Origin of the sequence: Planomicrobium stackebrandtii, assembly GCF_030814955.1 — a bacterium.
Classification (GTDB): domain Bacteria; phylum Bacillota; class Bacilli; order Bacillales_A; family Planococcaceae; genus Planococcus; species Planococcus stackebrandtii.
Window position 1 is genome coordinate 556,513 of sequence record NZ_JAUSWB010000001.1, and the last position, 13,265, is coordinate 569,777.

General features: G+C 44.4%; 11 protein-coding genes. All 11 read right to left on the bottom strand.

Annotation, left to right across the window (positions count from 1 at the left end; translation table 11 throughout):
• Positions 1-81: 81 nt before the first annotated feature.
• The 11 genes from rpsB to QOZ98_RS03000 all read right to left on the bottom strand — a co-directional run bounded on the left by rpsB (position 82) and on the right by QOZ98_RS03000 (position 12,971).
• Positions 82-798: a 30S ribosomal protein S2 gene (gene rpsB, locus QOZ98_RS02950; protein WP_142826560.1), complete on the bottom strand. Its 717-nt coding sequence runs from the start codon at positions 796-798 to the stop codon at positions 82-84.
• Between the two features lie 221 nt (positions 799-1,019).
• Positions 1,020-1,799 carry a GTP-sensing pleiotropic transcriptional regulator CodY gene (codY, locus tag QOZ98_RS02955; protein WP_308786029.1) on the bottom strand — a complete coding sequence of 260 codons (780 nt, stop codon included), beginning with the start codon at positions 1,797-1,799 and terminating at the stop codon, positions 1,020-1,022.
• An 86-nt stretch (positions 1,800-1,885) separates the two neighbouring features.
• The gene (hslU, locus tag QOZ98_RS02960; protein ID WP_308786030.1) at positions 1,886-3,283 is read right to left on the bottom strand and encodes an HslU--HslV peptidase ATPase subunit; all 1,398 of its coding nucleotides are present in this window, start codon (positions 3,281-3,283) and stop codon (positions 1,886-1,888) included.
• The gene (gene hslV, locus QOZ98_RS02965; RefSeq protein ID WP_142826563.1) at positions 3,283-3,828 is read right to left on the bottom strand and encodes an ATP-dependent protease subunit HslV; all 546 of its coding nucleotides are present in this window, start codon (positions 3,826-3,828) and stop codon (positions 3,283-3,285) included. Before hslV ends, hslU begins: the two co-directional genes overlap by 1 nt.
• Positions 3,829-3,844: 16 nt before the next feature.
• A complete protein-coding gene (xerC, locus tag QOZ98_RS02970; RefSeq protein WP_308786031.1) occupies positions 3,845-4,738 on the bottom strand; it encodes a tyrosine recombinase XerC in 894 nt (297 codons plus the stop codon).
• 67 nt (positions 4,739-4,805) lie between these two features.
• Entirely contained in the window at positions 4,806-6,116 is a 1,311-nt protein-coding gene (gene trmFO / locus QOZ98_RS02975) for an FADH(2)-oxidizing methylenetetrahydrofolate--tRNA-(uracil(54)-C(5))-methyltransferase TrmFO (RefSeq protein WP_308786032.1), read from the bottom strand.
• A gap of 19 nt (positions 6,117-6,135) precedes the next feature.
• Positions 6,136-8,205 carry a type I DNA topoisomerase gene (gene topA / locus QOZ98_RS02980; RefSeq protein ID WP_308786033.1) on the bottom strand — a complete coding sequence of 690 codons (2,070 nt, stop codon included), beginning with the start codon at positions 8,203-8,205 and terminating at the stop codon, positions 6,136-6,138.
• 102 nt (positions 8,206-8,307) lie between these two features.
• Positions 8,308-9,204, bottom strand: coding sequence for a DNA-processing protein DprA (gene dprA / locus QOZ98_RS02985; protein ID WP_308786034.1), 897 nt, complete (start codon positions 9,202-9,204; stop codon positions 8,308-8,310).
• 793 nt (positions 9,205-9,997) lie between these two features.
• Positions 9,998-10,900 carry a succinate--CoA ligase subunit alpha gene (gene sucD / locus QOZ98_RS02990; protein WP_142826569.1) on the bottom strand — a complete coding sequence of 301 codons (903 nt, stop codon included), beginning with the start codon at positions 10,898-10,900 and terminating at the stop codon, positions 9,998-10,000.
• Between the two features lie 18 nt (positions 10,901-10,918).
• Positions 10,919-12,079, bottom strand: coding sequence for an ADP-forming succinate--CoA ligase subunit beta (gene sucC / locus QOZ98_RS02995; RefSeq protein WP_308786035.1), 1,161 nt, complete (start codon positions 12,077-12,079; stop codon positions 10,919-10,921).
• A 112-nt stretch (positions 12,080-12,191) separates the two neighbouring features.
• Positions 12,192-12,971 (bottom strand): ribonuclease HII, encoded by a 780-nt coding sequence (locus tag QOZ98_RS03000; RefSeq protein WP_308786036.1) that lies wholly within the window; start codon positions 12,969-12,971, stop codon positions 12,192-12,194.
• Positions 12,972-13,265: the final 294 nt, after the last annotated feature.

The window sequence follows — 13,265 nt, forward strand, 5'->3', positions numbered from 1 at the left end:
TCCTCCTCTATAATTTGGTGCATTTTCTCAAAAAAAGGTGATAAGTGGGGTTGGCCGCTTATCACCTGTGTAAATTGCGAATTACTCAGCAGATTCAGCTTGAGTTTCTTCTTCTTCTTCCGGTTTTGACTCAAGCAAAGCGTCCGCCATTTTACCAGTTAACAATTTAACTGCGCGGATTGCATCGTCGTTTGCAGGAATAACATAATCGATTTCATCCGGATCACAGTTCGTATCAACGATACCAACGATAGGGATGTTCAATTTCATTGCTTCTGCAACTGCAATGCGTTCTTTACGTGGATCAACTACGAACATTACGTCCGGTAGTGAACTCATGTCACGGATACCGCCAAGGAATTTAACAAGGCGTTCGTGTTGTTTTTTCAACTGAACAACTTCTTTTTTCGGTAGAACTTCAAAAGTTCCATCTTCTTCCATACGCTCGATTTGTTTCAAACGGTTCACACGTTTTTGGATTGTACCGAAGTTTGTAAGTGTTCCACCCAACCAACGTTGGTTGATGTAGTAGTTGCCAGAACGTTCTGCTTCTTCTTTGATCGCGTCCTGAGCTTGTTTCTTCGTACCAACGAAAAGTACTTTACCGCCTTCTTCGCCCACTTGTTTCATGAAGCTATAAGCTTCCTCCAATTTGCGGACTGTTTTTTGAAGATCGATAATGTAGATGCCGTTACGTTCCACGAAGATATATTTTTTCATTTTCGGGTTCCAGCGGCGAGTTTGGTGGCCAAAGTGTACACCAGCTTCTAACAATTGTTTCATTGAGATTACTGCCATGATATGTTTCCTCCTGATAGGTTATTTTTTCCCTCCGCATTTTTCTTCTCTGAACCGTTACCCGGTTGGGCACCTGCGGCTCAAATCGAAATGCGTGTGTATTTAACACCATTTGAAATTATACCATGCTATTCCTTCACACCGCAACAAGTTTCTTTCAAGAAATGAAAATGCCAATAACAAAAGGTGCCGGAAAATTTCCGGCACCTTTTAAGAGTTCATTAGTTCATTTTCAATTGTTCAAGTTCTGCAAGGAATTTTGTGTTCAATACTTTGATGTACGTCCCTTTCATTCCTAGAGAACGTGATTCGATAACGCCTGCACTTTCAAGCTTACGAAGTGCGTTAACGATAACTGAACGCGTAATACCTACACGGTCAGCGATTTTTGAAGCGACAAGCAAACCTTCGTTGCCGTCAAGCTCTTCAAAAATATGTTCGATTGCTTCAAGTTCGCTGTATGAAAGTGAAGAAATCGCCATTTGCACGACAGCTTTGCTGCGTGCTTCTTCTTCGATGCGGTCGCCTTTTTCGCGAAGGATTTCCATCCCTACAACAGTTGCGCCGTATTCGCCAAGAATTAAATCATCGTCATGGAATTCTGCGTCAACGCGCCCAAGAAGCAATGTTCCAAGACGTTCGCCGCCGCCGTTGATCGGTACGATAGTTGTTAAGCCGTTTTTGAACAATTCACGTTCTTCCACAGGGAAAATCGTGTGTTCGCTGTTAACGTCCAAGTTTTCAGTAGTTTCGGTGATGTTTGAAAGTTTTTGTGTGTATTCAATCGGAAATTGACGCTCTTCCAGCATCCCTATCATGCGTTCGTTCTCGATTTGCTGATTGATTGCGTAACCCAATACTTTACCTTTACGGCTAACGACGAATGCGTTGCATTCGATCACTTCGCTTAAAGTTTCAGCCATATCTTTAAAGTTTACTTTTTTTCCGCCTGCTGCTTCCAGCATAGAGTTAATTCGTCTTGTTTTTCCTAATAAATTCATTTAAATGAACCTCCTACATAATTCGTTCCGTATTTATTCAATATTCTAAAGGTTTTTACTCTTTATTGAAACTAATTTGCCTTGTTTTACAGAATAAATTGTGACAAGTCTTTGTTTTTTGCCACATTCTCGAGTTTTTCGTTCACATATTGGGGGGTTATGTCAATTTGTGCCGGTGAAATCTCGGAAGCTTCGAAAGACAAATCTTCCAACAAGCGCTCCAATATTGTGTGCAGCCTGCGCGCGCCGATGTTATCTGTGTCCTGATTTACTTCATATGCAATTTCTGCAAGTCTGATTATTGAGGCATCATTGAAGTGTACCACAACTCCCTCGGTTTCGAGAAGGGCTTTATATTGATTTATCAAAGAATGTTTTGGTTCTGTTAGAATTTTAACAAAATCCTCTACTTCCAGCTTCTGCAGTTCTACCCGAATCGGGAAGCGTCCCTGCAATTCCGGTATTAAATCGGATGGCTTGGACATATGAAATGCGCCTGCAGCAACGAACAGCACATAATCCGTTTTGACTGCGCCGTATTTCGTAGAAACTGTGGAGCCTTCGACTATTGGCAAAATATCACGTTGAACGCCTTCCCGCGAAACATCCGCAGAAGAAGAATTGCCCTTGCTGGCTATTTTGTCCATTTCATCGATAAAAATAATGCCATGCTGTTCTGCACGCTCGATCGCTTCCATTGCCACTTCTTCATCATCCACGAGTTTGGCCGCCTCTTCCGCTGTCAAAATGCGACGGGCTTCTTTTACCTGCAAACGCCGTTTTTTCTTTTTCTTTGGCATAAGCGACGAAAACGCATCCTGCATGTTTGCGCCCATCTGCTCCATACCCGAGCCCTGCAGCGCATCAAACATGGAAAGGGAATTTTCAACCACTTCGACGGTTACCCATTCGTCTTCCAGTTTGCCGGCTTTCAAGTCAGCAGCAATTTCTCTTCTTTTGACACGCACTTCCACTTCCGCAGTAGGTTCTTCTTCTTCCTGCTCAAGTTTCTGGCCGAAAAGCATCTCCAGCGGGTTTTGGTTCGTTTGCTTTTTACGCATCGATGGAGCCAATAATTTTACGATTCGTTCATTGGCGGCTGACTCTGCCTGAAATTGGACCGCTTCGAACTTTTCTTCTTTAACAATCCTTACGGCTGCTTCAACCAGGTCGCGCACCATGGATTCAACGTCGCGGCCGACATAGCCAACTTCAGTAAACTTGGTCGCTTCCACTTTGATGAAAGGAGCCCCGGTCAATTTGGCAATCCGGCGGGCGATTTCAGTTTTCCCGACACCTGTTGGCCCGATCATTAAAATGTTTTTTGGAATAACTTCACCGCGCATTTCTTCATCCAGCCGGCTTCTGCGGTAGCGGTTGCGCAAAGCGATGGCAATCGACCGCTTCGCATCTTTTTGGCCGACGATATAGCGGTCCAGGTGGTCAGTAATTTGTCTTGGCGTTAAATCGGTTTGATTTTTCATTAGGACAATTCCTCCACTATGATTTGATGATTGGTGTAGACACAGATGTCTGCAGCTGTTTCAAGCGCAGATTGTGCAATTTGTGCGGCAGTCATATTGTCGCCGGCGTATTTTTTCAACGCACGCCCCGCAGCCAGTGCATAGTTTCCGCCTGAACCGATGGCTAAAATCCCATCGTCGGGTTCGATGACTTCTCCGGTGCCTGACACCAGCAGCAATTCATCTTTGTTCATGATGATGAGCATGGCTTCCAGTTGGCGAAGCATTTTGTCGCCCCGCCATTGCTTGGCGAGTTCGACCGCTGCCCGTTGGAGGTTGCCGTTATACTCGGTCAGTTTGCCTTCAAACATTTCAAACAATGTAAAAGCATCTGCAACAGATCCTGCAAATCCAGTCAGAACCTGGCCATTGTATAATTTACGTACTTTTTTTGCTGTATGCTTCATGACTACGGCATTGCCAAATGTCACTTGGCCATCGCCAGACATGGCACATTCGCCGTTATGTTGAACTGCGAATATCGTGGTAGCGTGAAATTGCTGCATCGTAAAATTCCCCTTTCTAAGCTCTCGGGTGCGAATTTAAATACGTATTTCGTAAATGCTCTTTGGTGACATGCGTATACACTTGCGTAGAACTCAAATGGGAATGCCCCAGCAATTCCTGGACGGTCCGAATATCGGCTCCGTTGTTTATCAGATGAGTTGCGAACGTATGGCGAATCATATGCGGGTAAATAGAAGAGTTGACAGAGGCTTTTTTCATGCATTCGCTTAAAATGTGGCGAACGCCCCGGTCCGTTACCGTCTCTCCACGGCTATTTACAAACAAGTAATCGTGTTTTTGGTTCTTCATCAGTTTAGGACGCGCATCTTCCAAGTAATGTTCCAGTGCGTCCTGTGCAAACTGGCCATAAGGAATGTAACGCTCTTTTCTGCCTTTTCCCATCACTTTCACAATCTGCATGGTCTGGTCTAAATCGCTTAAGCGAATAGAAACGCATTCGCTGACGCGCATCCCCGTCGCATACAGCAGTTCCAAAAGTGCTGTGTTGCGGATAGACAGCTTGTCTTCCCCCAGTACCGACTTAAAAAGCTGCGCCAGCTCTTCCTCATAGAAAAATTGCGGCAGCCGTTCTTCTTTTTTCGGATGGTACAGCGATCTGAATGCAGCTTCATCCAAACCAAACTCACGATTGCCGTAACGGAAAAAAGAACGGATTGCAGAAATTTTTCTGGAAACGGTGGTTCGGGATAATTTGGCATCGTATAGTTTCGTAACATAGTTTCGTGCATGCATATATTCGACTTCTCTGATATCAGGCACGCCTTCCGCATTCAGAAACAGAAAAAAATCCGCCAAATCATGCGCATAATGGTGGACGGTGTGTTCAGAATAATTTTTCTCCAGTTGAATATAAGTCATAAAAGATTCAAGCATCTTCTCTTTCTCCATCTATGCTCCACCTTTCACCAAATACAAAAGCCTCTAAATTATAACAACATTTAGAGGCTTTTATCAATTAAACAGTCACTGTATTCATATAATTTTGAATTGAAGCCAATGCCCGGTTTGCGTGTTTTTCTGCACGCTCCTGTTTTGAACGGATCCGTTCGCCCAGATCCGGGAACAACCCAAAGTTAACATTCATCGGCTGGAAGTTTTTGCTGTCCGCCTCCGTGATGTAACGGGCCATGCTGCCTAAAGCCGTTTCAGCAGGGAATACCAGCAACTCTTCACCCAATGCTAGTTTTGCCGCATTGATCCCTGCCAGCAAACCACTGCCTGCTGATTCAACATACCCTTCTACACCAGTCATTTGACCGGCAAAGAAGATGTTCTCGTCAGCTTTTAACTGGTAAGTCGGCTTTAAGACGCGTGGGGAATTGATAAACGTATTGCGGTGCATGACACCATAACGCACAATTTCCACGTTTTCTAATCCCGGAATCAATTTGAGCACTTCTTTTTGAGGTCCCCATTTCAGATGCGTCTGGAACCCAACGATATTGTAAAGCGTTCCCGCTGCATCATCCTGGCGAAGCTGAACGACCGCGTAAGGAATTTTACCTGTTTTCGGATCTTCCAGCCCTACCGGCTTCATCGGTCCGAAAGTCAGGGTTTTCTCACCTCGTGAGGCCATGACTTCTACCGGCATGCAGCCTTCAAAATAAATCTCTTTTTCAAATTCTTTCAACGGTACCACTTCCGCTTCGACAAGCGCTGTATGGAAACGTTTGAACTCTTCTTCAGTCATTGGACAGTTCAAATAAGCTGCTTCCCCTTTGTCGTAGCGGGATTTCAAATAGACTTTATCCATATCGATGCTGTCTTTTTCAACAATCGGTGCTGCCGCATCGTAAAAGTACAAGTAATCTTCGCCTGTCAATTTACGAATCTTTTCGGCCAGCGCTGGAGAGGTAAGGGGACCAGTGGCAATAATTGTGATGCCTTCTGGAATTTCAGTCACTTCTTCATTGATCACTTCGACAAGCGGGTGGTTTCTGACTTTGTCAGTTACTGCACCTGCGAACTCGTGGCGATCTACCGCAAGCGCTCCACCGGCGGGAACAGATGCCCGGTCAGCCGACTCGATAATTACCGAGTCCAGTTTGCGCATTTCCTCTTTGATGACACCGACTGCATTGGTCAAGGAATTGGCGCGCAGCGAGTTGCTGCAAACCAGCTCTGCAAATTTGTCGGTGTGATGGGCTGGGGTCTGTTTTACTGGGCGCATTTCATATAAACGGACATTGACTCCCCGTTTGGCGATTTGCCAGGCTGCTTCACTGCCAGCCAGTCCTGCTCCAATTACGTTTACAAATTTCGTCATTTAAAACACCTCTATATGATTATTGAACTTCTTCTTTATAATCGCAGCTTGTGCAATTGATTTGAACGCCTTTTTTCACTTTTTTCTCTACCAGCAGTTCGCTGCATTTCGGACATGGCCGTTCGATCGGTTTGTCCCACGATACAAACTCACATTCCGGATAGCGTTCACAGCCGTAGAAAATACGGCGTTTTTTGCTTTTTCTTTCAACAATCTCGCCTTCTTTGCATGTCGGGCATTTAACGCCAATATGCTTGACGATGGCTTTTGTATTGCGGCATTCCGGAAAATTGCTGCAGGCCATGAATTTACCGTATCGCCCAAGCTTGTAGACCAGCGGCGAACCGCATAATTCACAATCTTCGCCTACCGGCTCATCTTTGATCTGTACTTTTTCCATTTCTTCTTCTGCCACTTCAACATTTTTCTCAAACTCCAGATAAAATGCGTTGATGATCGAACGCCACTCGATTTCACCTTCTTCAACGGTATCCAGATCGTGCTCCATTTTAGCGGTGAATTCGATATTCAGAATATCAGGGAAAAATTCGAGTACCAACTGATGGACGATTTCGCCTAATTCGGTCGGAATGAATCGTTTAGCATCCAGCGTCACGTATCCGCGCTTTTGGATGGTATCCAGTGTTGGTGCATAGGTTGACGGACGTCCTATTCCAAGTTCTTCGAGTGTCCGTACCAAACGGGCCTCTGTAAAACGTGGAGGCGGCTGCGTAAAATGCTGATTGGGCGTAACTTCAACCGCTTTCACGATGTCGCCTTCAGCCATTTCCGGCAAAATATTATCTTTTTCTTCTTTTTGATCGTCTGTACCTTCAATGTAAAGTTTCATGAAACCAGGAAATTTAACTTGTGAACCGTTTGCACGGAATACCGCTTCACCATTCTGCAGTTCCGCCATAACGGTATCCAAAACTGCTGGCGCCATTTGGCTGGCAACAAAACGATCCCAAATCAGTTTATACAAACGGTGGAGATCCCGGGACAGGATGCTTTTCATCGATTCCGGAGTCCGCATTACACTCGTCGGACGCACCGCTTCGTGGGCATCCTGTGATTTTGCTGACTGCTTGGCAGCCGCTTTTTGCGTAACGTATTGCTCACCGTAGTTTTCAACGATAAAATCAATCGTATCTTTTTTCGCCGTATCCGAGATACGTGTAGAATCCGTTCGCATGTAAGTAATCAAACCGGTAATGCCTTCTTTTCCGACTGCAATACCTTCATACAATTGCTGTGCAAGCATCATTGTTTTTTTGGCTCGGAAGTTTAATTTGCGGGCTGCTTCCTGCTGGAGTGAAGAGGTTGTAAAAGAAGGGGATGGATTTCTTTTTCTCTCTTTTTTCACCACGCGGTTTACTGTAAAGTCTTTGCCTTTCATGGAAGCCATGACAGCTTTGACATCTGCTTCGTTGTTCAGTTTCATTTTTTCTTTTGTATTGCCGTAGAATTGTGCTTCGAATTGCTTCTTGGCTTTTTCAAACTCTCCCGTAATGGACCAGTATTCTTCCGGTTCAAAGCTTTTAATTTCATTTTCCCGATCAATGACCAGCCGAAGAGCTACAGATTGTACGCGCCCAGCAGATAATCCTTTTTTAACCTTTTTCCAAAGCAGTGGGCTGATGCTGTAGCCAACAAGACGATCCAAAATTCGGCGTGCCTGTTGCGCATCGACCAGATCCATATCAATTTTGCGCGGGTGTTTGAACGATTCCTTAATGGCATCTTTAGTGATTTCATTAAAGACCACACGGCAATCCGAAGTTTGGTCAATTCCGAGTGCAGTGGCCAAATGCCATGCAATCGCTTCCCCTTCTCTGTCGGGGTCAGCTGCGAGAAAGACTTTCTTCGCTTTTTTCGCTTCTTTTTTAAGATCCTGTAATATCGGGCCTTTGCCTCTTATCGTAATATAACGAGGTTCATAATTGTTTTCCACGTCCACACCCATTTGACTCCGGGGCAAATCGCGTAAATGTCCAAGTGAAGCACGGACTTTATATTTCTTGCCCAAATACCGTTCGATTGTCTTAGCCTTTGCAGGCGACTCAACAATCACTAAAAAATCCGCCATAACTATTTCCTCCTCATAGAGGTTTCTCAAAACTGCTTAAAAGAATTACCTGTTGCAAAATGTATAACAGATTTTGGCTTAATGCAAGGCTTTTCATTTTTTTCATCTTTTTTCAGCTGTCATTTGCTGGTATTCTTCTAGCACTTGCCAGCCATTCCATACCGGTTTTGCCCCTTCTAAAATTAATTTATGGGGTCCTTCGGATAAGGGAGAACCGATATCGCCGGGAACCGCAAAAATATCCTTTCCATGGTCTAATGCATGCTCGATCGTACTTAAGGTTCCGCTTTTTACAAGAGCTTCTGTCACAATGATGCCTCTGGACAAACCACTGATAATGCGGTTTCTCATCGGAAAGTTCCATTTGCGCGGCTCCATATATGGCGGATATTCCGTCAAAACCAAATGTTTTTCTTCTATTATATGGTTTAAGGCTGCATTTTCTTTCGGGTATGGATGCAGAAAGCCGCTGCCGGTAACAGCGATTGTCCGGCCGCCCAAATCAATCGCTTTTTGATGAGCCATGGCATCCGCTCCTCTTGCCAACCCGCTGACAATGACAAACCCGTGTTCAACCAGCGGCGGAACAATCTTTTGCAAAGCTTTTTGGCTATAGGAAGAGGCTTTGCGCGAGCCGATAATGGCTACTTTTTTTGGTTCTTCAAGCAGAGCAGCTTCGCCTTTGGCGTAAAGAATTGCGGGTGGATCAAACAGTTCCAGCAGGCTTCCAGGATATAGAGGATGTTGATAAGATATGGGGAGTATCTTATGCTTTCTGTAGGTTTCACTTAAGGGGAACGTCAGGGATTGTTGATAAGAGGCTTTCAGTTTGGCTGCTTGATCCATTTGGATATTCAACAGCATCATTAATTCATAAGGGGTTTTCCGTTCAAGCTTTGACAGATCGGGATCCTCAGCTAGCAGAGGCAGCAATTTTTGCAAACTTTTTGGATAGACGTAATGCAGCGCCAACAAGCGCTCCGTAAATTCTTTGTTCATTTTGTTCCTCCTGTTCTATTTTAAAATACAAAAAGCTCCATCAGCTAAGACGCAGCTCTTCTTTATAGTAAGGGGTTTTGCTCTTGGCGTAAACCCGGAATAGTTTGACATGCTCCGTAATATTTTCTACACAAAAAAAATTACTTTCGCAATACTTTGCAATAACGGGCCAAACTTACTTTACGGTTTCAGTGTTGGAACTTATTTAAACCCTTACATTTCTCAGCATCAATTCACTTAGTACAATGCTAAACTAAATAGGAAGGTCCTCTACTAATGCTGGGCCAAATGACGATATCAAAATTATTTTCTATAGGCTCATCCAAACATTGTATTTAGCTGCCATTAACTCAGCTACTACCTTACATTTCTGACTCTCTCTGAAAGGTGACGTGAAAAATGAAAGCTCTACAGAAAATACGCCTTGTCGCAACCATACTTTGGTTCACTTCAGCCGCTTATTTTGTTTATAAATATTCTTTGCATGCCGGTTACTGGGAACACCCGCTATACATAACGCTATTTTTATACCTCGTAATTTTACTTAGCAAAAAGGGCTTTAACAAATTAAATGTTTTCATCTTCTTGTTCTATATAGCATTTGGCATGTGGTTTGCTATGGATCTGTTTTTAATCTTAACTGAAGGATTTTCTGTAGATTAATTCGCTAATACTTATAAAATTTCAAACAACCAATTTAAAACCAAATTTCAATCTTTGTACGAGTGAATTAATAATAATAAAAAGAAAAGGCTCAAAACGCTGTGTTACCAACGTTTTGAGCCTTTTAGTATTAATGGGTTTTACACTTGTCGTATAACCCTTTTTCTCTGATCACTTTGATCAAAGTTTCTCCGATAACTGATGGAGTGTCTGCAACTTCGATGCCCGCTTCGTTCATTGCTTTGATTTTATCAGCAGCTGTTCCTTTTCCTCCAGAAATGATCGCACCGGCATGGCCCATACGTTTTCCTTCAGGTGCAGTTTGTCCACCGATAAATCCTACTACAGGTTTAGTCATGTTGGCTTTAACCCACTCAGCAGCTTCTTCTTCAGCTGTTCCGCCGATTTCACCGATCATAACGACTGCGTAAGTATCTTCATCTTCGTTGAATTCCTTCAATACGTCGATAAAGTTCGTGCCGTTTACTGGGTCTCCGCCGATGCCGACAGCTGTCGACTGGCCAATTCCCTCTTCAGACAACTGGTGAGTTGCTTCATACGTCAATGTACCAGAACGTGAAACAACGCCTACGTGTCCTTTTTTATGAATGTATCCAGGCATGATGCCGATTTTACATTCATCCGGAGTGATTACGCCCGGGCAGTTTGGTCCAACAAGACGTGTTTTCTTGCCTTCCATGTAACGCTTCACTTTGACCATATCCAATACAGGAATGTGCTCAGTGATGCAGATTGCCATGTCAAGCTCAGCTTCAACAGCTTCAAGAATTGCGTCAGCTGCGAAAGGTGCCGGTACGTAAATTACAGATACGTTTGCTCCTGTAGCTTTTACTGCATCTTCCACAGTATTGAAGACAGGTACGCCTTCAGCTTCAGTTCCGCCTTTACCTGGTGTTACACCCGCAACGATTTTCGTTCCGTATTCAAGCATTTGCTTTGTATGGAAAAGGGCAGTTGACCCTGTAATTCCCTGTACAAGCACTTTTGTGTCTTTGTTAATGTATACACTCATTTTTGTCCCTGCCCTTCTTTAGCCTACAAGTTCTACGATCTGTTTAGCGCCGTCTGCCATTGTACCGGCAGCCACAATATTAAGACCTGATTCATTAAGCAGTTTTTTACCGATTTCTACATTGGTTCCTTCAAGACGGACTACAAGAGGTACATCGAGGCTTACTTCTTTTGCTGCCTGGATTACGCCTTCCGCAATGATGTCACACTTCATGATACCGCCGAAAATGTTAACGAAGATTCCTTTTACATTCTTATCAGAAAGAATGATCTTGAAAGCTTCCGTTACTTTCTCAGCGGTAGCACCGCCCCCAACGTCAAGGAAGTTAGCGGGTGTTCCGCCGTAGTAGTTGATCGTATCCATCGTTGCCATAGCAAGTCCGGCGCCGTTAACCATACAGCCGATGTTCCCATCCAAAGAAATATAGCTCAAGTCATACTTGGAAGCTTCAATTTCTTTTGAATCCTCTTCGTCGAAATCACGAAGTTCCACAATGTCTTTGTGGCGGTAAAGAGCGTTTTCATCGAAATCGAATTTTGCATCAAGCGCCAGAATATTGCCGTCGCCAGTTTCTACCAACGGATTGATTTCGACGATTGAAGCGTCTTTTTCGATAAATACAGTGTAAAGGCCAAGCATGAATTTCGCTGCTTTGTTTACAAGCTTAGGCGGAATGTTCATGTTGAAAGCCATGCGGCGTGCCTGGAAACCAGTCAAACCGATCACTGGGTCGATAACTTCTTTGAAGATTTTTTCAGGAGTGTTCTCAGAAACTTCCTCGATATCAACTCCGCCTTCTTCAGAACCCATAAGAGTGACGCGTGAAGTTTGGCGGTCAAGCACCAATCCGACATAATATTCCTTCTTGATGTCAGATCCTTCTTCGATCAACAGGCGTTTGATTTCTTTGCCTTCTGGACCTGTCTGGTGAGTCACAAGAACTTTACCTAAAAGTTCCTTCGCGTATGTACGGACTTCATCCAGGTTTTTAGCGATTTTAACACCGCCGGCTTTGCCTCGTCCACCTGCGTGGATTTGTGCTTTTACCACGACAATATCCGTACTCAGTTCTTTAGCTGCCTTTACTGCTTCTTCCGGAGAAAAAGCAACAGTGCCGTAAGAAACTGCTACGCCGTATTGTCTGAGGAGTTCTTTTCCTTGATATTCATGGATATTCATCTGTCATCCTCCAATCAAACATCTCTATCGTAATTTTATTGCCTCTACCATTGTATTAAAGTTGTCATAAAATGTCCACCGTTGTTAGCTGTTCTGGCAAAACTTAACCTGCTTAAAACAGTGAATTTTGCGTCAAAAGAGATTTGACCGGTTCGAATGTTGTGCGGTGGATTTCGCAAGGGCCGTATTTTTCAAGCGCTGCGACATGCTCTTTTGTCCCGTAGCCGGCATGCTTGTCAAACCCGTATTGCGGATACTGGGCAGCATACTCCGTCATAAGGGCATCTCTTCCCGTCTTGGCCAATATCGAAGCTGCTGCAATGCTCAGGCTCTTGGCATCCCCCTTGATAATGGATTCACACGGCATCGGCACATCCAGCATCATGGCATCAGCCAGCACGATGGCAGGCTGTGGAGTTAGAGCTAGAGCCGCTTCTGTCATTGAGCTTTTTGTCGCCTGATAGATATTGATCCGGTCAATCTCTTTGGGCGGCTGAACATGGACTGCATAGCTAACGGCAATCCGCTTGATGATTTCGGCAAACCGATCGCGTTTGGCTTTGCTTAGCTGCTTTGAGTCGTCCAAACCAATCAAGCTCGAACAATCTTTCGGCAAGATCACAGCAGCGGTCACCACAGGGCCTGCTAGAGGGCCGCGTCCCGCTTCATCGATGCCTGCCACCAAATCACCTTCACTACTTCTGAATGCGGCATCAAACTGCAGCTTCAAGCCATGATTCAGCAATAGCTTGCCGCGCTGCTCCCGTTTGCGCTGCCAGGATGCCAATAAAGCCTGGACACTTTTCCGCGGATCGCTTTGAAGCTCCTCCATCCACGGCTGCCATTCCGCCTCCCTATTTAATTCTTCTTTTATTTCTGTTGTTTTTTTCATCTTTTCAACTTCTTTCTTTAAGCTGGATTGTCCATTAGCGTTGTTAGGTATCAGCAATAATTTTGGTTGATGCAGCCGCCTTTGCTCGAAAAAGAACTGCTATATATGTTGAACTAAAGAATCTAGCTTTTACCCAACGCTTCGGACGCTTTGGGCATAGCTCCTGGGCGCGCCGGCGCTAAGAGAGAGAGTGAAATTGAAGTGAGCCTCTGTTTTCTCCCTGTAATCATAAAGGATATGGAGCAAATCAGCGGAGACTCCCAAGGGAACAGCGCAGCGATGCAACGACATGCA